This is a genomic window from Leisingera sp. M527, from assembly GCF_025141525.1.
Lineage (GTDB): Bacteria > Pseudomonadota > Alphaproteobacteria > Rhodobacterales > Rhodobacteraceae > Leisingera.
The window spans coordinates 356,277-376,863 of the sequence record NZ_CP081037.1 but is presented as its reverse complement, the minus strand read 5'-3'; the positions used below and the strand labels follow the sequence as shown (position 1 = coordinate 376,863).

The following is a 20,587-nucleotide window of genomic DNA, read 5'->3' as shown; positions in this document are numbered from 1 at the left end:
CCGGCATGGAGGAAAGACCTATGAAGACCCTGAAACTCCCCCTGGCGGCCCTGGCACTGGCCGCGCTGCCGGGTCTGGCACTGGCCCAGGCCGGCCCTGCGCCGGGTGTGAACCCCGCGACCGATACCGTGTTTATCCTGAACTCGCTGCTGTTTCTGATCGGCGGCTGCCTGGTGTTCTGGATGGCCGCTGGCTTTGCCATGCTGGAGGCCGGCCTGGTGCGGTCCAAGAATGTGACCATGCAGCTGACCAAGAACATGGCACTGTTCTCGCTGGCCGCCGTATTCTACTGGCTGATCGGCTATAACCTGATGTATCCGCTGGGCAATTGGGCGGTTGACGGTGTGCTTTCCGGCGTCTTCGGCCCCGGCGTGCTGGAGGCGGTGGGGATCACCGCGGAAGGTGCAGATGATTACTCCTATGCCGCCACCGGCTCGGACTTCTTCTTTCAGCTGATGTTCTGTGCCGCCACTGCCTCGATTGTTTCGGGCACTTTGGCGGAGCGTATCAAACTGTGGCCTTTCCTGATTTTCACCATCGTTCTGACGTCGGTGATCTACCCGTTCCAGGCCAGCTGGAAATGGGGCGGCGGCTTTCTGGAGCAGATGGGTTTCCTGGACTTCGCAGGTTCGACCGTGGTGCATTCGGTGGGCGGCTGGGCGGCGCTGACCGGGGCGCTGATCCTGGGGCCGCGCATTGGCAAATACAAGGACGGCAAGACCATCCCGATGCCCGGCTCCAACCTGGCGCTGGCGACGCTTGGCACGTTCATCCTGTGGATGGGCTGGTTCGGCTTCAACGGCGGCTCGCAGCTGGCGATGGGTTCGATTGGGGATGTTGCCGATATCTCGCGTATTTTCGCCAATACCAATGCCGCTGCAGCGGGTGGCGCGGTGGCTGCGCTGGTGCTGACGCAAGTGTTGTTCAAAAAGCCGGACCTGACCATGATCCTGAATGGCGCGCTGGCGGGTCTGGTGGCGATCACAGCTGAACCGCTGACGCCGGGCCTGGGTCTCTCCACCCTGATCGGTGCCATCGGCGGCGTGATCGTGGTCTTCGCCGTGCCGTTCCTGGACAAGCTGCAGATCGACGACGTGGTCGGCGCCATCCCGGTGCATCTGCTTTGCGGTATCTGGGGCACTGTTGCGGTCGTGTTGTCGAACCCTGATGCAACGCTGCTGAAACAGCTGACCGGGATTGCCGTGGTGGGGGTCTTCACCATCGCCGCCTCGGCCATAGTGTGGGTCATCCTGCGCGCCACCACCGGCATCCGGGTGGAGGAAGAGGATGAGGTCAACGGGCTGGACATGGCGGAGCTGGGCATGGAGGCCTATCCGGAATTCTCGCCGAGCTGACCCCTTGCACGGTATTGAAACAAGAGGACGGCGCTTTCATGGAGCGCCGTCTGTGCATTTGCAGCGCGCAAAAGTTTTGGAAAACTTTTGCCAAGACTTTTCCAAAAGTCTTGGATTTGCAGCCGCCATAGAAAAACGCGCCCCTGAAAGGAGCGCGTTTCGGCTTGTCCTGACGGCGCGGCCTCAGACGCCGGCGTCGACGATCGCCTTGGCCAGCACAGGTACAGTTTGCGCATTAAGACCGGCGATGTTCAGGCGGCTGTCGCCGACCATGTAAATGCCATTGTCCACCCGCATCTTCTCGACCAGATCCGGCGTGGTGCCCAGAAGCGAGAACATGCCGCGGTGCTGGGCAATGAAACCGAACCGGTCCGAGCCGGTCAGCCGCTGCAATTCATCCGCAAGGTTTTGGCGCAGGTCCAGCATGCCAAGGCGCACGTCTTCCAGCTCTGCCGCCCAATCGGCACGCAAGGCTTCATCGTTCAGGATCATCGTCACCAGACGCGCGCCGTGGTCCGGCGGAAAAGAGTAATTCTGCCGGTTCAGAAACGCCAGCGTGCCCTGGTTCAACCCTTGCGCCCCCGCGTCGTTGGATACCGCCATCAACAGGCCGGTGCGTTCGCGGTAGATGCCGAAGTTCTTGGAGCAGCTGGCTGCGATCAGCACCTCGGGGCAGCTGGAGGCGACCAGGCGCACACCCAGCGCATCCTCTTCCAGACCGTCGCCAAAGCCCTGATAGGCAATGTCGATCATCGGGATCAGGCCGCGTTCGTTCAAGAGCGCGATGACTTCTTTCCACTGCACCTCATTGAGGTTGGCACCGGTCGGATTGTGGCAGCAACCGTGCAGCAGCACCACGTCGCCTTTTTGCGCGCCTTTCAGGTCTTCCATCATGCCGTCAAAATTCACACCGCGGGTGTCGCGGTCGAAATAGCGGTAAGTGATGGTCTCAATGCCGACATAGTTCAGGATCGACACATGGTTCGGCCAGGTCGGGTCCGACACAAAGACGCGCGCCTTGGGGTTGGCCATCCTGATCAGCTCAAACGCCTGGCGCACCGCGCCGGTGCCGCCGGGGGTCGCGGCTGCCGCGATATTGCCACGCGCCACCGCATCGCCCAGAATCAGCTTGATCATCGCATCCGCATAGGCCGGATCACCGGCCAGGCCGACGTAGGCCTTGCTGGTCTGCTCTTCCCACAGCTTGTGCTCAGCTGCCTTGATCGCGCGCATCACCGGGGTGACGCCCTCGGCGTTCTTGTAAACGCCGACACCAAGGTCGATCTTGTCCGCGCGCGGGTCGTCGCGGTACATTTGCATCAGCGCCAGGATCTTATCGGCGGGCTGGGGTTTCAGGGTCTCGAACATCAGTTCTCTCCGGTAGCAACGGGAAGGGTCGGGAAGGCACCCCATTCCGACCACGACCCGTCATAGACCGCATGATCGGTCTTGCCGATGCGCTCCAGTGCAAGGCTGAGGACGGCGGCGGTGACGCCCGACCCGCAGGTGGTAATCACAGGTTTGTTCAGATCGGCACCGGCCGCGGCAAACACGGCGCCCAGTCCATCAGCATCTTTCATGGTGCCATCCGCATTCAGCAAGCTGCCAAAGGGCACGTTCTTCGATCCGGGGATATGCCCAGCCCGCAGACCTTCGCGGGGTTCCGGCACATCGCCGCGGAACCGCTCGGCGGCACGGGCGTCGATGATTTCATGGTCGCCCAGTTTGGCAGCGGACGACACCTGTGTGACATCACGGACCATGTGGTTTTGCACCCGCACGGTCATATGGCGGTCGCGGATCACCGGCGGCAGGTCTTCAACCGGGCGGCCTTCGGCCTGCCATTTCGGGAAACCGCCGTCCAGCACGGCAATGTTGTGCTGCCCCATCAGCCGGAACAGCCACCAGACCCGGGCGGCGGATTTCAGCCCGGCGGTGTCATAGACCACAACCTGATGGCCGTCGCCGACACCCATCGCCCGCAGGCGGGACATGAATTTCTCAACCGGCGGCACCATATGCGGCAATTCCGAGCGGTGGTCCGAGATATCATCAATATCAAAAAAGCGCGCGCCAGGGACATGGGCCGCATCATATTCCGCCTTGGGGTCGCGGTTTTCCTGCGGCAAATACCAGGATGCGTCCAGCACCCGCAGATCCGGATCCTTCAGATGGGCGGCCAGCCAGTCGGTGGAAACCAGCGTCTTCGGATCATCCTGCATCAAAGCGTCTCCCTTTCTGCGCATGCGCCATGGGTACATCCGGCGGCGCAGCGGTGCAAGACCGCGCCGCCCTCTACCTGTGGTTACAAAAATCTTGCGGGCCTTTAACGGAGCGGTAATAACATGGACCCCAGTTTCAGCATTTCATTGCAAAGGCCTATTGTATGTCCGGTTTCCCCAGTTTCCTTGCAGCATTTCTGATTGCAGCGGGCATGTTCTGCCCCGGTGCCTTGCGCGCAGAATGCGTGGATATCGGCAAAACATGCATTGACAGCAACGACTTGAAGGCAAAGGTCCGGATTGGAAACCACACGCCGGACTTGCAGGGGCTGATCCAGTTCACTGAGCTGACCGATCTGACACTGATGGCCGACCTGCGGTTCAAGGACCCTGTCGATCTGTCCCCCCTCGCCGCGATGTCAAAGCTGGAAAGGCTGGCCTTGGTCAACATCACCGCACCGGACCTTGCACCGCTGACCCGGCTGCCGCGGCTGAAGCGGCTCAGTCTTGATTCTGTCCGCGCGCCGGATTTCACCCCGCTGGCCCGGATGACACAGCTTGAGCATCTCTCGGTCTGGGGCGCCGGGGATGTCACCGATCTGTCCTTTGCCAGCGGCCTGACCCGGCTGCAAAGCCTGAATATTGCGGATTCCGGTGTGTCCGACCTAAGCCCGCTATCCGGCCTTACTGATCTGGCAGTCTTTCTTGCCTTCAACACTCAGGTTTCTGACCTCAGCCCGCTGTCGGGCACCAACCTGCAGGTGGCCTGGATCTCCAATTGCCCGGTCAAAAGCGTGGCCGCGCTGGCCGCCTCCGACCGGCTGGAGATGCTGCGCGCCGATGGAACCCAGCTGGAAAACCTGGACGGGCTGGAAGGGAAGCCCGCATTGCACACCCTGATCCTGTCAGACACGCAGGTGGCGGACCTGATCCCGATAACAGGGGCAACCGGTCTGAAGGAGCTGGCCTTGGACGGAACCCGGATCAGCGACATCACACCGCTGAACGGGCTGGATGCGCTGCACAAGCTGAACCTGACAGACACCGCCGTCTCCAGCCTTGCGCCTCTGGCGGGCAAAAACCTGCGTGTGCTGTCGCTCACCAATACTGCCGTGTCCAGCCTTGCTGCGGTGCAGGACATGGAGAGCCTTTGGGACTTCAGCATTTCCGGAACAGCCGTCACCGATCTCACCCCGCTTAAGAACCTTAAAGAGCTTTCGATTCTCCGGGCGATCGGTCTGCCCGTCGAGGCGCTGCAGCCGCTGCTGGAGGTTGAAAACCTGCGGATTGTCTTTGCCGGCCCTGACTTCGAGACGCACAGGCGGCTGCTTGGGAAAGAGAATATAGCCCAGTACATCGCAGCCACCCCCTAACAGGTACAGTTTTAAGGCTGTCTGCACTGCGCATATCTTCGGCACCGGCAGCGGCACATCCCGCCGGGCCGCGGTCTCTGTCCGGGCTTGATCCAAAAGCGAACCTGCTGGGCAACGCATATCCGACTAATCAGTCAGATACCCAACGCATCCCAGCCCCCCACGACCCGCCCCGGCGGCACCGGCCGGCTGCAGGGGATTGTCAGGCAGAATAGCACCAAGGCCATGACACGCATCGATATCAGCTTGCAGGCGCACAAACCCTGCTTCTTTCTGGTTGGAAATACCCTCGGGTGAATTGGCCGCCAGGCCAAGAGGGCAGCGCCCTCCCCTGATCAGCGTGCGTCCTTCAGCAGCCGCTGCTTCTGGCGGGACCAGTCGCGCTTGGCCTCACTCGCCCGCTTGTCGTGGTTCTTCTTGCCCTTGGCGATGCCCAGCTTGATCTTGGCGCGGCCCTTGTGGTTGAAGTATAAAACCAGCGGCACCAGGGTCATCCCCTTGCGCTGGGTGGCGTTCCACAGATCCGACAGTTCTTTGCGCGAAACCAGCAGCTTGCGGCGGCGGCGCTCTTCGTGCTTGAACAGCTTGGCCTGCTCGTAAGGCGGGATATAGGCGTTCACCAGCCACAGCTCGCCGTTCTCCACCGCGGCATAGCTGTCGGCGATGTTGGAACCGCCCCCGCGCAGCGCCTTGACTTCGGACCCCTCCAGCATGATGCCGCATTCGATATCGTCTTCGATTGCGTAATCGTACCGCGCCCGACGGCTCTCGGCGATCACTTTGTAATTCGGGTCGGATGTCTGCTTCTTATTGGCCATGGGAGGCAGATGTAAGGCGGTGCGGCGGCGGGCGCAAGACGCGCATCACGGCTTGCGGCTGCGCAGCAGCGTGAAAACACCACTGCCGACAATCACTGCGCTGCCGATCAGGGTCAGCGCATCGGGCCGTTCGCCAAAAACCAGCACCCCTAGCACCATGGCAAAGATCAGCCTGGTATAGCGGAACGGCGCAATCACCGAGATTTCGCCCGCCCGCATCGCCCCGGACAAAGCGTTATAGGCAATGACGCCGATCACCGTGGCTGCCGTGATTTTCAGCGCATTGCCCAGACTTGGCCAGACCGCCCCGCCCGTCCAGCCCAGCGCGGCCACACCGGCCACCACCAGCATGGCAAAGCCAAGGAACCCCAGCTGGTTGTTGCTCATGTCCTTGGGCGCCGCGCGGGTGGCCAGATCCCGGCCGGCAAACCCCAGCGTGCCGGCAACCGCAAACAACGAGGCAGGCTCAAACCCGCTCAGGCCCGGACGCAGGATCAGCAGCACCCCCGCAAACCCCAGCCCGATCGCCAGCCAGCGCCGCCAGCCCACCGTCTCGCCAAAGAACACCACAGCACCCGCTGCCACAACCAAAGGCGTCGCCTGCAGGATGGCCGAGGCCGAGGACAAAGGCGTCAGCGCAATCGCCAGCGTGTAACACAGGCGCCCTGCGACCTCTGCCACAGAGCGCAGCAGCATCGGGCGCGTGCCAAAACCCGGGTGCCAGGGAGCGTGACCCTGCGCACGCGCCATCGCGGCAAAGATGACCATGCCGCCAAACCCGAACAGGATCAGAATCTGTCCCACAGGAATGTCGCGGGCCGCGGATTTGATGAACATATCCTCCAGCGCAAAGGTGGCCATGGCCAGCACCATCAACAGGCTTCCGCGCAGCGTGTCCATTCCGGTGCCCTTTCAAATCCAGAAAACTCAATGGCTTGGGCAAGTGGTAGGCCCGCCGCAGACAATGCACAAGTGAAGGATTTCAGTCCCGCTGCGTCAGACCTGCCTGCCGGTAGTGGTGCATGTTGAGAAAAGCCGCGCCGGTCCCGGCGCTGCGGTAGCCATGCGGCTGGTCCGCGGCAAAGCGCAACCCCTGCCCGGCCTCCAGCATCACCCATTCGCCGCCTCGCAGCACCTCCATCGACCCGTGCAGCACAAACACTTCCTCGGTGACGCCGGTGTCATGCGGCTGGGACTGGTGGCTTTGCCCTGGCTGCAGCGTGACCTGAAAGGTCTCAGCCCCAAGCAGCGGATCAAAGGGAAAGACAATCTTGACCCCGATACTGCCCGGAAACTGCACCGTCTCATAAACACCGGTGGCCGCGCTTACCGGCCGCGTAGCCTCTCCAATCAGCGCGGTCAGCGGCAGGTGAAACCCTTTGGCAATCTTCCACAGGGTGGCAATCGTCGGGCTTGATTCGCCGCGCTCAATCTGCCCCAGCATTGCCTTGCTGACGCCCGTGATCTCCGCCGCTTTGGACAGGCTAAGCCCCGCCTGCGTACGGATGTTCCGCAGGTTCAGGGTGATGGTTTCATCGCTCATAAGATCCGCCGCTCAAAAAGCACTTGTGCGCTATAACGCACGATGTGTAGTGTGCGCTATAACGCACAACACCCCTAGCCGATCCGGCGCCAGAGGAAAAGCCGCATGCTCAAGGATCTGAAACTCTCGCATCTTGTCTCCGGCGCGGTGGCCGTGCTGGTCGGCTATACCGGTTCGGTTGCGATCATTTTCCAAGCCATCGAGGCCGTCGGCGCCACCCAGTCCCAGGCCAACAGCTGGATGCTGGTGCTGGGGCTTGGGATGGGGCTGACCTGCCTGATCCTGTCGCTGATCTACCGGATGCCGATCCTCACCGCATGGTCCACCCCCGGCGCGGCGCTGCTGGCGGTCAGCCTCAACGGTGTGCCGCTGGCTGAGGCGGTCGGCGCTTTTATGCTCTGCGCCGTGTTCCTGACCCTCACCGGCGTCACTGGCTGGTTTGCCGCCCTCTCCCGCCTTATCCCGGACAGCCTGGCCAGCGCGATGCTGGCGGGCATTCTGTTCCAGTTCGGCCTCTCGGCTTTCACGTCGCTGCAAAGTGACACCGCGCTGGTGGCGGTGATGGGTCTCACCTTCCTGGCTGGCCGCAAGCTGTTTCCCCGCTACACAATTCCAGCGGTGCTGGCGGCAGGTGTCACCTGGTGCGCAGGCACCGGAGCTTTTGGCAACCTTGAGGCGCTGGACCTGACCCTGGCGCGGCCTGAGTTTGTGATGCCCGCCTTCTCGCTGCCAGTGCTGATCGGCATCGGCCTGCCGCTCTACATCGTCACCATGTCCTCGCAGAACATGCCCGGTGTGGTGGCCCTGCGGGCATGCGGATACGAGACACCGGTCTCTGCCAGCCTCACTGTCACCGGGCTGGCCTCGCTTCTGCTCGCACCCTTCGGCGGTTTTGCCTTCAATCTGGCCGCCATCACAGCCGCCATCTGCGCCGGACCCGAGGCGGATGAAAACCCGCAAACCCGCTATCTGGCAGGCGTCATGACGGGCCTCGTCTACATTCTGGTGGGCTTGGGCGGCGCCACCGTCATCAGCCTGTTCCTGATCGCGCCCAAGGCGCTGGTCGCCACTGTCGCGGGCCTTGCGCTGCTCTCGACCATCGGTAACAGCCTGTCTGCCGCTTTGTCAGACGCCAAGGGCCGCGAGGCGGCGCTGATCACCTTTATGACCACAGTGTCCGGCATCAGCTTCTTTGGAATCGGCGCACCATTCTGGGCGCTGGTGCTGGGACTGGCGGTGAATCACTGGCTGAAAAGCCCCGAGCCCGCGCCCGCCCGCGCCTGAGAACCAACCCGAGAGACATTTCACCGCTGAAATCCGGCGCCAACTGCGCCAAAATTACCGAACAGCCCCCCGGCAGGTTGCCTTTATTGCGCAAATCGTGTCCCTGAGGGCAAAGACTAAGGGAAATAGCCTGATGCCAATGTACCGATCCAGAACCTCCACCCATGGCCGCAACATGGCGGGCGCGCGCGGATTGTGGCGCGCCACCGGCATGAAAGACGATGATTTCGGCAAACCGATCATCGCCATCGTCAACTCCTTCACCCAGTTTGTGCCCGGCCACGTGCATTTGAAGGACCTGGGCCAGATGGTCGCCCGCGAGGTTGAGGCGGCCGGCGGTGTCGCCAAGGAGTTCAACACCATCGCGGTGGATGACGGTATCGCCATGGGCCATGACGGCATGCTGTATTCACTGCCGTCGCGCGAAGTTATTGCCGACAGCGTCGAATACATGGTCAACGCCCATTGCGCCGATGCCATGGTCTGCATCTCCAACTGCGACAAAATCACTCCGGGCATGCTGATGGCCGCCATGCGCCTGAACATCCCGGCGATCTTTGTCTCCGGCGGGCCGATGGAAGCGGGCAAGATCGACATTGCCGATCTGGACATGAAGAAGATCGACCTGGTCGATGCGATGGTGGCGGCGGCGAATGACAAGTTCACCGATGAGCAGGTCCAGCACATCGAAGAGAACGCCTGCCCGACCTGCGGGTCGTGCTCGGGCATGTTCACTGCCAACTCGATGAATTGCCTGGCCGAGGCCCTGGGCCTGGCGCTGCCCGGCAACGGCTCGACCCTGGCGACCCATGCGGACCGCAAACACCTGTTCCTGGAGGCCGGCCGCAAGATCGTCGACATCACCAAGCGTCACTATGTGGGCGAAGAAAAAGGCCTGCTGCCGCGCGAGATTGCAACGTTCAAGGCGTTTGAGAACGCGATGAGCCTGGACATTGCCATGGGCGGCTCCACCAACACGGTGCTGCACCTGCTGGCGATTGCCAATGAGGGCGAAGTCGACTTCAATATGTCCCACATGGACCAGCTGAGCCGCAAGGTGCCTTGCTTGTGCAAGGTGGCGCCGAACACGGCCAATGTGCATATGGAAGACGTGCACCGGGCCGGCGGTATCTTCTCGATCCTGGGTGAATTGTCCCGTGCGGGCCTGCTGCATAATGATTGCAGCACCGTGCATACCTCGACCATGGGCGAGGCGATTGCCAAATGGGATATCAAGGTTGCCAACAACCCCGAGGCCGAGGCGCTGTTCAAGGCGGCCCCTGGCGGCGTGCGCACAACACAAGCGTTCTCTCAGTCCAACCGCTACAAGGAGTTGGATAATGACCGTGAAAACGGTGTGATCCGCTCAAAAGAACACGCCTTCAGCCAGGACGGCGGCCTTGCGGTTCTGTTCGGCAATATCGCGCTGGACGGCTGCATCGTGAAAACCGCCGGCGTCGATGCCAGCAATCTCACCTTCACCGGTTCGGCCTATGTCTGCGAAAGCCAGGACGCGGCGGTCAACGACATCCTGACCGGCAAGGTCAAAGAGGGCGACGTGGTGGTGATCCGCTATGAGGGTCCGCGCGGCGGTCCGGGGATGCAGGAAATGCTCTACCCGACCTCCTACCTGAAATCCAAAGGCCTCGGCAAAAAATGCGCGCTGCTGACGGACGGACGGTTCTCCGGCGGCACCTCGGGCCTGTCGATCGGCCATGTCTCCCCCGAGGCAGCCGAAGGCGGTCTGATCGGCCTGGTGCAACAGGGCGACACCATCGAGATCGACATTCCCAACCGCTCGATCCATCTGGCGGTCCCGGACGAGGACCTGGCCGCACGCCGCGAAGCGCAGGATGCCGCCGGCTGGAAACCCGCCGCACCGCGCAAACGCAAGGTCTCCAAGGCGCTGAAAGCCTACGCGCTGCTGGCCACCTCCGCCGCCAAAGGCGCCGTGCGCGCGCTGCCTGACGAGGACTGAAGCCCTTCAGTCACGAAACATTCAACACCCGCCGCAAAAAACGCGGCGGGTTTTCTTTTGCGCCTGTCCCTGAACCGCCTTTCAGCAACATTCCTGTTTCAGCAAAAACTCCCGCCCCCGCTACGCCCCGCTAGCTAACGCCAGCACGCCAAGCGGCGTTGGGCCAAGCGCCGCGCTAACGCGCGGCGTGCCTCCGGCGGGAGTATTTAGCCAAAGGTGAAGCCGAATGGCCGATTGCTACACCCGCCCGCGCCGCGCCAGCGGCGCTGGGCCCAAGGCTTTTGGCGCTGCATCTTTGATGCTGCGGAAAGGCGCGGGAGCGCCCTGCCCGCCTGCTTACTCCCCCAGCTTGGCGTGCACCTCGTCCAGGTCGATCTCGCCCACCGGCATCTTGTTGCCGGGGTTCTCGAAATCGTATTTAAACAGCTCGAAATCGCGCTTGTAGATCTCGTAGACCAGATGCATCGACAGGTCGTCGAAGTAATCCTCCACCGGATGGGCGCGCTTGGGGCCGTGGCCTTCGCTCTCGTTGAAGCGCGGGATCGCGGCCAGGTCCACGGCATGCGGCGTTTCGATCGCATCAAGCACGCCTTGCATGCCTGTGTTGAAATCCTCGGTCCAGAAGATCCGGTTGTAGCGGCCGCCGTTCCGGATGAAGGTGGACACATGCCCCGACATCGCCGACCAGTGGATGTCCGGGTCCATCGGGCGGCGCCAGCGGATGGTGTCGCGCACGAACAGCAGAAACCGGCGGAAGCTGGCGATCTGGTCGAATTCCTGCTTACCGTCCTCGCCGCCGACCTCGATGCCGTATTCATAGGCCAGCTTGGGCACCAGATTGCCGCGGTAGCGCCGCCCGTTGCGCTGAATGCCGCAGATCTTGTCAAAGAACGAGCTGAGCACGCGGGTGTAAGGATTGCGAACACAGGTAAAGGCGTAAGACCGATGCCCCTGCACGTTGCGGGTGATCGGCCCCTGGCTGTGCTCCAGCGCCCATTTGTGCAGGCCATCCTTGGCGTCATGAATGTCGCCATCGAAAAACTGCCCGTGATCGGAGTAATGCAGGATCTGCCCGATCGTCGAGCAGGCGCATTTCGGCACCACCCGGTAGACCACACTTTCACTTTCCGTCATCCAGGTGCCGGGGAACCCCATCCGCTGCCCTCTTGTTTATTCTTGCCTTGTCCCCAGCAGTATTCGCATATGTTTACCGAAACGGGAACTATCTGGTTTATTCGTGCCTTAAGCCCGCTTATCAAGGGAAACAATCAGGCAAAACAAGGCAATCCGTCCACGCCATGGCAAAAATCGCATATATTCTGCTCTGCCATAAAGACCCCGAGGCGATCATCCAGCAGGCTGAGCGGCTGACCGCGGCCGGCGATTACATGGCGATTCACTTTGACGGGCGGGCGGCACCGGAAGACTACCAGCTGATCCGGGCTGAACTGGCGGACAATCCCAATGTGGCCTTTGCCAAAAAGCGGATCAAATGCGGCTGGGGGGAATGGTCGCTGGTCGAGGCGACGCTGCACGCGCTGCGCAGCGCGGTTGATGAATTCCCGCGCGCCACCCATTTCTACATGCTGTCGGGCGATTGCATGGCGGTGAAAACTGCAGAGTATGCCCACCGGTTCCTTGATCAGCATGATAAAGATTTCATCGAAAGCTTTGATTTCTTCGAAAGCGACTGGATCAAAACCGGCATGAAGGAAGACCGGCTGATCTACCGGCACATTTTTAACGAGCGCAAACACAAGCAGCTGTTTTACTGGAGCCATGGGCTGCAGAAACGCCTGGGGCTGCAGCGCGAGGTGCCGGCCGATATCCAGGTGCAGATCGGCAGCCAGTGGTGGTGCCTGCGCCGCCGCACGGTAGAGTGGATCCTGGAATTCACCCGCAGGCGCCGCGATGTGATGCGGTTTTTCCGCACCACCTGGATCCCGGATGAAACTTTCTTTCAGACCCTGGTGCGCCATCTGATCCCGGAAGGTGAGATCGAGACCCGCACCCTCACCTTCCTGATGTTCACCGATTACGGCATGCCGGTGAATTTCCACAATGACCATTACGACCTGCTGCTGAGTCAGGACTTTTTGTTCGCCCGCAAGATCAGCCCGGAAGCGACCGAGCTGAAGTCGCGGCTTGGGCGGCTTTATGCGGCGCAAGGCGTCGACTTCCAAATCTCCAACGAGGGGCGCAGCCTGTATACATTCCTGGTCCAAAGGGGCCGGATCGGGCGCCGGTTTGCACCGCGGTTCTGGGAGACCGAAAGCTCGCTGGGGCGTGAACGCGAGCTGCTGATCGTGATCTGCAAGAAATGGCACGTGGCCAAGCGGCTGCTGGAGCAGATCCGGCAAGTGACCAATATCCCGGCCATCGACTACCTGTTCAACGAAGAAGACACCCCTTTGCCCGACCTCGGCGGCATCCAAGCGGCGCTGATGAAGCGCACCCGGCACCGCCGCGCGCTGATGCGGATGCTGTTCGAATACTACGAGTCCGACCAGCTGATCATCTGTCTGGACCCCGGCGCCATCGACCTGATGAACGATTTTCATTCCGACCGCTCCTCGACCCGCTTCCTGCAGATCGAATGCGAGTTCAGCAACGACTACCTGACCGGCCACGCGCACCGGGTCGGGCTGGCGGGTGAGCGCACACCGCAATTGACGCTGGAGCGGCTGCTGCCGACTATCCGCAACGACATCCTGCATGAAAACGACCGCATCCGCGATGCCGGGTTCAGCCAGCTGTTCCAGATGCGGGAGAGCAGCAGCCCGGAGGAAAACGCAGGGCAGCTACGCGGTTTCCTGGGTCTGACCGAGGAGAAATCCATGCAGATTGCCGAGACCCATTACCTGTTCGCAGATTGATCCGGCCGCCGCGTACAGCGGCACGCATTGACAAGACCGGGGCGGTGGCGTCGTCATGCAGGGACGAAGAGATCCGCCCGGGACAGGATCATAACCATCAAAGGGTTTGAAAGATGGCAGACCAGCCGGACCGCAAAGCCGTCTTTTTGACCGGCAGCCTGATGCGTCATGTCACCCGCATGTCGCTGACCGCCAGCATCGGGCTGATGGCGATGTTCGCGGTTGATTTCGTCGACATGGCCTTTATCGCGATGCTGGGAAATGACGCGCTGGCAGCTGCGGTGGGATATGCCGGAACGCTGCTGTTTTTCACCAATTCGATCAATATCGGACTGTCCATCGCTGCAGGTTCACTGGTGGCGCGGGAGCTGGGCGCGGGACGGCCGGATCAGGCGCAGCAATATGCCACCAGTGTGGCTGCCATAGGGGTGCTGACCGGGCTTTTGATGCCGGTCCTGGTGCTGGCCTTTCTGGAACAGATCCTGGCGCTGCTCGGCGCTGAGGGCGAGGTGCTGCGGCTGGCCATGCGCTATGTCTGGATCATCCTGCCGACGATGTGGGTAATGGCGCTGGCGATGACCGGCATGGCGGTGCTGCGCGCCCATGGCGATGCGCGCCGGTCGATGATGGCGACGCTGTACGGCGGCGGCTTGAATGCGGTGCTGGACCCGCTGCTGATCTTTGGCCTGGGACTGGGGCTGGATGGCGCGGCCATTGCCTCGGTGCTGGCGCGGGCCTGTATGCTGGGGGCCGCCTTCTGGCCCGCCATCCGGGTGCATCAGGGCTTCATGCGGCCCTCGCTGCGGCAGATCGGCGGCGACCTGCGGGCGATCCGGGCGATCGCAGTGCCTGCGGTGCTGACCAATGTCGCGACCCCGCTCGGCAATGCCATTGTGCTGCGCGAGATCGCCCAGTTTGGAACTGAGGCGGTCGCCGGGATGGCGGTGATCGGGCGCCTGATGCCGGTGGCATTTTCGGTGATCTTTGCGCTGTCCGGCGCCATCGGCCCGATCATCGGCCAGAACTTTGGCGCCGGGCAGTTTGCCCGTGTGCGCCAGGCGTTTCTGGCCGGCATCGCCTTTACCGCGGTCTACGTGCTGCTGATGGCGGCGGTTCTGTATGCCCTGCGGGTGCCGATTGCGGATCTGTTCTCGGCCACCGGCGAGACCCGCGCGCTGATCTACCTGTTCTGCGGGCCGCTGGCACTGGCGTATTTCTTCAACGGGGTGCTGTTTGTCGAAAACGCCAGCTTCAACAATCTGGGCCACCCGGTCTATTCCACCTGGATCAACTGGGGCCGCCACACCCTGGGGACCTGGCCGCTGGCCGTTCTGGGCGGCACCTTATACGGTGCGCCTGGGGTGTTGCTGGGCCAGGCGGCCGGCGGGGTGATCTTTGCCTGCCTGGGCGGGCTGCTGCTGCGCCGGGTGTTGCTGCGGCTGACCCGGCCTGCCACGGTCGATGCCTTTGCTCCGCAGAACCGGCTGCACGCCCTGCTAGGGCGCCGCGGCTGGTAATCCGGCACCAGCCCTACATCACGGCTGAACCTGCCAGATGTTCGGCGATCCAGTCGAACACCAGACTGGGCCCCCGCAGGCGGCTGGAATAGTCGCGCGACATCACATAGCCGGCATCGCTGACCACCACATCCGGCACCACTCTGACCAGCGACCCGTTCTGCAGCAGCCTGTCGATCAGCCCCAGCCAGCCCAGGGCAATGCCGTCACCAGACACTGCGGATTGCACCACCATGTCGTAGTTATTGAAACTGATATAGTTCTTCGACCGCTCGCCCGCGATACCCAAGCGATCGAACCAGCCCTGCCAGGTCTGCCATTCCGCCGAGGCCGGTTTTGACAGGCTGAGCAGCTGAAAATCCAGCAAGCTTTCTGCCGAAGACACCGGGCCATGCCGTTCCAGATAGGCCGGGCTGCACACCGCCCCCACCCGCTCCTGCAGCAGCATCACATCGCCGTCGCCCATACTGCTGCGCGGGCCGACGTGGATCTTGATATCGCAATCCTCGCCATAGTCGTCCGGTGCTACCTGCGAGGCGAGGATCTGGATCTCGATCTCATCCCCCAGTTCGGCGCGCAAATGCGACAGCCGCGGCAACAGCCAGAAACTGGCAAAGGCAAAATCCGCCGAGATCCGCACCCTCGGGCGGGACTTGCGCTCCAGCAGCGACGCCACCGAGTTTCCCATCTGCGCCATCGCCGGACGGACCACATTCAACAGCCGCACACCCTCGTTGGTCAGCGACACGCCGCGGTGCTCGCGCCGGAACAGAGCAATGCCCAATTCCATCTCAAGCCCCTTGATTTTCTGCGAGACCGCCGATTGTGTCAGCCCCAGCGCCTCGGCTGCGCCGGTGAAATTACCATGCCGGGCCACCAGGTCGAAACTATGCAGCGCGACCAGATTATAGCTCAGCTTCCTATTAATGCTGCTAATGTCATTCATAAATTATTGCCTACTGCAAAAGGCAGAATTTTTGTACCAGAAAATGCCCTGTGTAAGGTCTGCTAAGCCGTAGCCCCGGGCGGCATCAACCGGCAGATCAACAGAAAACAGGGATTTTTCATGTCAATCAAACCTCCTTTAACGGATCTGCCGATCGGCACGTCCGACAGCGGATTTTACCGGGGCTTCAGCCAGATCGTCACCATTTCTTCAAAACTGATGATCGGCGGGCTGGTGGTCTGGGCCATTGCCTTTCCCGAACAATCCGGCGCCGTGCTGAATTCGGTCAACGGCTTCATTCTGGCCTCTTTCGGGGCCTGGTACATCTGGACCGTGGCGCTGTTCGTGCTGTGCTGTATCGCGCTGGCGATCTGGCCCGCCGCCGGACGGCTGAAGCTGGGCCAGAACGGCGACACGCCGGAGTTTTCCAACTTCTCGTGGTTTTCAATGATGTTCGGGGCCGGCATCGGGGTCGGCATGCTGACCTGGGCGGTTGCCGAGCCGATCTATCATTGGAACAACAATCCCGAAGTGATCCAGGGTCTGACCAACGGCGGTGCTGCGGACAATATCCGCATGGCTTACAAATGGTCGTTCCTGCATTGGGGGCTGGGTGCCTGGGCCTGCTATGCAATTGCCGGGCTCGCGCTGGGGTTCTTCAGCTACCGCCGCGGGCTGCCGCTGACCATGCGTTCGTCGCTGACACCGCTGTTCGGCGCCCGTCTATCCGGATCCATCGGCCATGTGGTGGATATCGTCGCCGTGGTCGCCACCATCCTCGGCGTGGCGCAGACCCTGGGTTTCGGAGTGGAACAGTTTGTCTCCGGCCTCACCCGGATTGGCATTGATGGGCTGACCAACGAGGCCGGCACCGCCAATACCGCCGGCGTGATCGTGGCAATCCTGGTGATAATGGCAGCCTCCACCGCCTCGGCCCTGTCGGGTGTCGGCAAGGGGATCAAATGGCTGTCAAACATCAACATGGTGCTGAGTATCGCGCTGTTGAGCTTCTTTCTGTTGTTCGGCTCCACCTTCTTTGGCCTGCAGGCGCTGGTTGTCGGTCTGTGGGATTACCTGATCGCACTGCCGGATATGATGTTCCGGGTCTGGACCGGCGACGGCACCCCGGACAGCGTGGCCACAAAGCTGGAAGGCTGGCAGGGCGGCTGGTCAGTGTTTTACTGGGCTTGGTGGATTGCATTCGCCCCGTTTGTCGGCTTGTTCCTGGCGCGGATCTCCAAGGGCCGCACAATCCGCGAATTTGTGCTGGGCGCCATGATCGTGCCGTCGCTGATGTGCTTTGTCTGGTTCACCTGGGCCGGCGGCACCGCCATTGACCTGGAACTTTACGGCGGCGCCGACGGCCAGATCGCCACGGCACCTGATGGCGACAAGATCTTTGCCATGGTACAATACATGCTGTCGCCCTGGGTCGGCTGGGCGATGTCGGTGATGATCGTGGTCCTGCTGATGACCTATCTGGTGACCACGGCGGACAGCGCGGTGCTGATCGTCAACACCATCAACGCCGCCGGCGACGAAGGCCCCAAGGCCCGCCCGCATATCATTTTCTGGGGTGTGGCCCTTGGCGCGGTGGTGACGGCGCTGCTGCTGGTCGGAGGATTGAAGGCGATCCAGACCGCTATGGTGATCGGCGCCCTGCCCTTCTCGGTGGTGATGGTGCTGCAATGCGCCGCCCTGATCAAGGCGATCTACAACGACGGCCGCCGCGAACAGGCAGGGATCGCCACCACTATCACCCAGGAGCCGGCGGAATAAAGCCACCGGCGAATGGCTGCTGGCGGGCGGGGCAGCCATTCACACCCTTTCCACTGCTGCCCGCATCTTTCCCGGCGCTGAACACAGCAACAAAGGAAGCAAAATGACCAAATACTATAACAGGGAAACCCTCCACCCCGCAGTGCGCATGCATGCGGAGGAAACAGCCCAAGGCAAACTGGACCGGCGCGAATTCCTGTCCCGCGCAACCGCGCTGGGTGTGACCGCATCAGCCGCCTACGGCATGATCGGCCTCAGCCAGCCGGTGCAGGCCGCAGCCAATGCCCAAAAGGGCGGCACCATCCGCATCCAGCAGGTCGTGCGCGCCCTCCTTGATCCGCCGCTGTTCAACTGGCCGCAGCTGGGCAATCTGGTGCGCGGTTATCTGGAATATCTGGTGCAATACAATGCCGACGGCACCTTTGAGCCGCGGCTGCTGGAAAGCTGGGAGGTCAACGAGGATGCCACCGAATACTTGCTGCACATCCGCCCCGGCGTAAACTGGAACGACGGCCGCGGCACCCTGACCGCCAAGGATGTCGCCTATAACTTTGCCCGCTGGTGCGATGGCAAATGGGAAGGCAACTCAATGGCGGCCCGCATGGGCTCCTTGCAGAATGAGGCCGGCGACGGCCCCGCCGAGGGCGCGCTGGAGGTGGTCGACGATCTGACGCTGAAGGTAAAGCTCACCCGCCCGGACATCACCATCATCCCGGCAGTGACCGAATACCCCGCGGCCATTGTGCCGGACGGCTGGTCGGGCGATCCGGGCGCCGACCCGGTCGGCACCGGGCCTTACAAATTGGTGGAATACGAGGTCGGCGTGAAAGTGGCCCTGGAAAAGAATACCGATCACGAATGGTGGGGCGAAGGTGCCCATCTGGACCGGATCGAGTTCATTGACTTCGGCACCGACGGCTCCACCCATCTGTCAGCCGCCGAGGCCGAAGAAATCGACATGGTCTATGAAACCGTGGGGGAATACGTCGATATCTTCACCTCCATCGGCTGGAAGTTGAGCGAATCCGTCTCGGCCAACACCCTGGTGCTGCGCACCAACCGCGATGCCGAGGTGGACGGGGCGCAGCCCTATGCCGATGCCCGTGTCCGCCGCGCCCTGGCGCTGGCCTGCGACAACGCGGTGCTGCTGGAACTCGGCTATGACGGCCGCGGCACCCTGGCGGAGAACCACCACGTCTGCCCGATCCACCCGGAATACGCCGATATCGGCGCCCCGGTGCGCGACCCGGAAGCCGCCCGCCAATTGATGGAGGAGGCCGGGATGCTCGATTTCGAGCATGAGCTGTTCTCAATCGACGACGACTGGCGCCGCAATACTACCGATGCGCTTGCAGCGCAGATGCGCGATGCCGGCCTCAAGGTCAAACGCACGGTTCTGCCCGGCAACACCTTCTGGAACGACTGGGACAAATATCCGTTCAGCTCCACCGACTGGGGCCACCGCCCGCTGGGGGTGCAGGTGCTGACACTGGCCTATAAAACCGGGGTGGCCTGGAATGAAACCGGCCTCGCCAGTGCCGAGTTCGACAGCATGCTGGAGGCCGCCTCAGCCATTGCCGATGCCGATACCCGCCGGGGGCATATGGAGAAGATTGAGCAGTTCATGCGTGACGACGGCACCGTGATCCAGCCTTACTGGCGCTCGCTCTACCGTCACGCCCGCCCTGGTATCATCGGCGCCGAGAGCCACCCGATCAACGAAATCCATGTGCACAAGCTGGCGCTGGAAGCCTGATCAGGCCTTAAAAAAAGGACGCGCGCCAGATCCGGCGCGCGCCCGTTTTCATCAGATATCGACCTCAACCCGGCCAATCGGGTTGGAGCAGCAGGCCAGGATGTAACCGGCCTCCACGTCTTCCTCCGAAATGCCGCCGTTGTGGACCATATGCACCTCGCCTGCGGTTTTCCTGACCTTGCAGGTGCCGCAGATGCCAAAGGTGCAGCCCGACGGGATGTTCAGCCCCGAAGCCTTGGCCACCGCCAGCACCGTATCTGTTTCGGTGCAGGTTGCCATAACACCGGACGCCGCAAAGCTGATCTCGGCGGCAGCGGTCTCTTCTGGCACCACATCGTCGATCTCGGGCACATCAGCGGCTGTTTCAACCGGCGCGCCAAAGCTCTCCTGGTTGTAGTTCTCCATATCAAAACCCAGGCCGTTCAGCATGTCGCGCACCGCCTGCATGAACGGCTCCGGCCCGCAGCAGTAGACCTCGCGCTCCAGATAATCCTGCGCGATAAGGCCCAGCATGATCTGGTTCAGCTGGCCGCGGTAGCCGGTCCAGACCTGATAGGGATCGTCCTCTTCCACCACCAGGTTCAGCTTCAGCCCCGGCAGCCGCGACGCCATGCTTTCCAGCTGCTGACGGGCGATGATCTCGCTGGGGCGTTTGGCGCAGTTGATAAAGCAGATGTCGGGCGACTGGCCGCGGTCGAACAGATACTGCGTCATCGACAGGCTGGGCGTGATGCCCGAGCCTGCGGAGATGAACAGAAACTTGCCATTCGGGCGTTTTGGCAGGGTGAACACCCCTGCCGGGCCGGAGGCGCGCAGGATCCTGCCGGGGCGCAGATGGTCCAGCATCCAGCGGGTGCCGATGCTGTCGCCCTGGGCCTTGACCGTTACCGAAATCGACAAGGGCCGCGAGGGCGACGAGCTGATGGTGTAAGTCCGCCAGACGGTCCCTTCCGGCACCGGCAGTTCCAGTGTCAGGAACTGGCCCGGCTGGTATTTGAACCATGCGCCAGACGGCGCGCGGAAGCTGAAGGTGGCGGTGTTCGGCGCTTCCGGAACAACCGAGACGCATTCCAGCATCTCGTCGTCCTTCCACGCCAGGGTTTCGTCCAATGTCTCAAAATTGGCCTGCAATCCCATGAC

At 62.1% G+C, this 20,587-nt stretch carries 16 protein-coding genes; 8 read left to right on the top strand and 8 right to left on the bottom strand.

Going from position 1 to position 20,587, the window contains the following annotated elements; translation table 11 throughout:
* Positions 1-20 precede the first annotated feature (20 nt).
* On the top strand, positions 21-1,355 hold the full coding sequence (locus tag K3555_RS01950; protein WP_260007177.1) for an ammonium transporter: 1,335 nt from the start codon (positions 21-23) through the stop codon (positions 1,353-1,355).
* 183 nt (positions 1,356-1,538) lie between these two features.
* Here K3555_RS01950 and K3555_RS01945 read toward each other — a convergent pair whose 3' ends face one another.
* Together K3555_RS01945 and sseA are read right to left on the bottom strand one after the other, a co-directional pair.
* Complete coding sequence (locus K3555_RS01945; RefSeq protein ID WP_260007176.1) at positions 1,539-2,723, bottom strand: amino acid aminotransferase; 1,185 nt, start codon at positions 2,721-2,723, stop codon at positions 1,539-1,541.
* Complete coding sequence (gene sseA, locus K3555_RS01940; protein WP_259992541.1) at positions 2,723-3,577, bottom strand: 3-mercaptopyruvate sulfurtransferase; 855 nt, start codon at positions 3,575-3,577, stop codon at positions 2,723-2,725. Before sseA ends, K3555_RS01945 begins: the two co-directional genes overlap by 1 nt.
* 164 nt (positions 3,578-3,741) lie before the next feature.
* Here sseA and K3555_RS01935 point away from each other — a divergent pair, with 164 nt between their 5' ends.
* Positions 3,742-4,950, top strand: a complete 1,209-nt coding sequence (locus tag K3555_RS01935; protein ID WP_260007175.1) for a leucine-rich repeat domain-containing protein — start codon at positions 3,742-3,744, stop codon at positions 4,948-4,950.
* 335 nt (positions 4,951-5,285) lie between these two features.
* Here K3555_RS01935 and smpB read toward each other — a convergent pair whose 3' ends face one another.
* The 3 genes from smpB to K3555_RS01920 form a co-directional block, all read right to left on the bottom strand.
* Entirely contained in the window at positions 5,286-5,768 is a 483-nt protein-coding gene (gene smpB / locus K3555_RS01930; RefSeq protein ID WP_129372117.1) for an SsrA-binding protein SmpB, read from the bottom strand.
* Positions 5,769-5,813: 45 nt separating this feature from the next.
* A complete protein-coding gene (locus K3555_RS01925; RefSeq protein WP_260007174.1) occupies positions 5,814-6,668 on the bottom strand; it encodes a DMT family transporter in 855 nt (284 codons plus the stop codon).
* 82 nt (positions 6,669-6,750) lie between these two features.
* Positions 6,751-7,311: a helix-turn-helix domain-containing protein gene (locus tag K3555_RS01920; RefSeq protein WP_260007173.1), complete on the bottom strand. Its 561-nt coding sequence runs from the start codon at positions 7,309-7,311 to the stop codon at positions 6,751-6,753.
* 105 nt (positions 7,312-7,416) lie between these two features.
* Here K3555_RS01920 and K3555_RS01915 point away from each other — a divergent pair, with 105 nt between their 5' ends.
* On the top strand, positions 7,417-8,595 hold the full coding sequence (locus K3555_RS01915; RefSeq protein ID WP_260007171.1) for a benzoate/H(+) symporter BenE family transporter: 1,179 nt from the start codon (positions 7,417-7,419) through the stop codon (positions 8,593-8,595).
* 133 nt (positions 8,596-8,728) lie between these two features.
* A complete protein-coding gene (gene ilvD, locus K3555_RS01910; protein ID WP_260007170.1) occupies positions 8,729-10,573 on the top strand; it encodes a dihydroxy-acid dehydratase in 1,845 nt (614 codons plus the stop codon).
* A 336-nt stretch (positions 10,574-10,909) separates the two neighbouring features.
* Here ilvD and K3555_RS01905 read toward each other — a convergent pair whose 3' ends face one another.
* Entirely contained in the window at positions 10,910-11,728 is an 819-nt protein-coding gene (locus K3555_RS01905) for a sulfotransferase family protein (RefSeq protein ID WP_260007169.1), read from the bottom strand.
* Positions 11,729-11,871: 143 nt separating this feature from the next.
* On the opposite strand from K3555_RS01905, the gene K3555_RS01900 reads away from it, so the two are divergent.
* Both K3555_RS01900 and K3555_RS01895 read left to right on the top strand, forming a co-directional pair.
* Positions 11,872-13,449: a DUF5928 domain-containing protein gene (locus tag K3555_RS01900; RefSeq protein WP_260007168.1), complete on the top strand. Its 1,578-nt coding sequence runs from the start codon at positions 11,872-11,874 to the stop codon at positions 13,447-13,449.
* Positions 13,450-13,562: 113 nt separating this feature from the next.
* Positions 13,563-14,966, top strand: coding sequence for an MATE family efflux transporter (locus K3555_RS01895; protein WP_260007167.1), 1,404 nt, complete (start codon positions 13,563-13,565; stop codon positions 14,964-14,966).
* Positions 14,967-14,979: 13 nt separating this feature from the next.
* On the opposite strand, the gene K3555_RS01890 is transcribed toward K3555_RS01895, so the two are convergent.
* The gene (locus tag K3555_RS01890) at positions 14,980-15,912 is read right to left on the bottom strand and encodes a LysR family transcriptional regulator (protein ID WP_260007166.1); all 933 of its coding nucleotides are present in this window, start codon (positions 15,910-15,912) and stop codon (positions 14,980-14,982) included.
* Positions 15,913-16,032: 120 nt separating this feature from the next.
* Between K3555_RS01890 and K3555_RS01885 the strand changes: the two genes are divergently transcribed.
* On the top strand, positions 16,033-17,691 hold the full coding sequence (locus tag K3555_RS01885) for a BCCT family transporter (RefSeq protein ID WP_259995036.1): 1,659 nt from the start codon (positions 16,033-16,035) through the stop codon (positions 17,689-17,691).
* A 103-nt stretch (positions 17,692-17,794) separates the two neighbouring features.
* Complete coding sequence (locus K3555_RS01880; RefSeq protein ID WP_260007165.1) at positions 17,795-19,447, top strand: ABC transporter substrate-binding protein; 1,653 nt, start codon at positions 17,795-17,797, stop codon at positions 19,445-19,447.
* Positions 19,448-19,498: 51 nt separating this feature from the next.
* Here K3555_RS01880 and K3555_RS01875 read toward each other — a convergent pair whose 3' ends face one another.
* Entirely contained in the window at positions 19,499-20,584 is a 1,086-nt protein-coding gene (locus K3555_RS01875; protein WP_259989525.1) for a hybrid-cluster NAD(P)-dependent oxidoreductase, read from the bottom strand.
* Positions 20,585-20,587 lie beyond the last annotated feature (3 nt).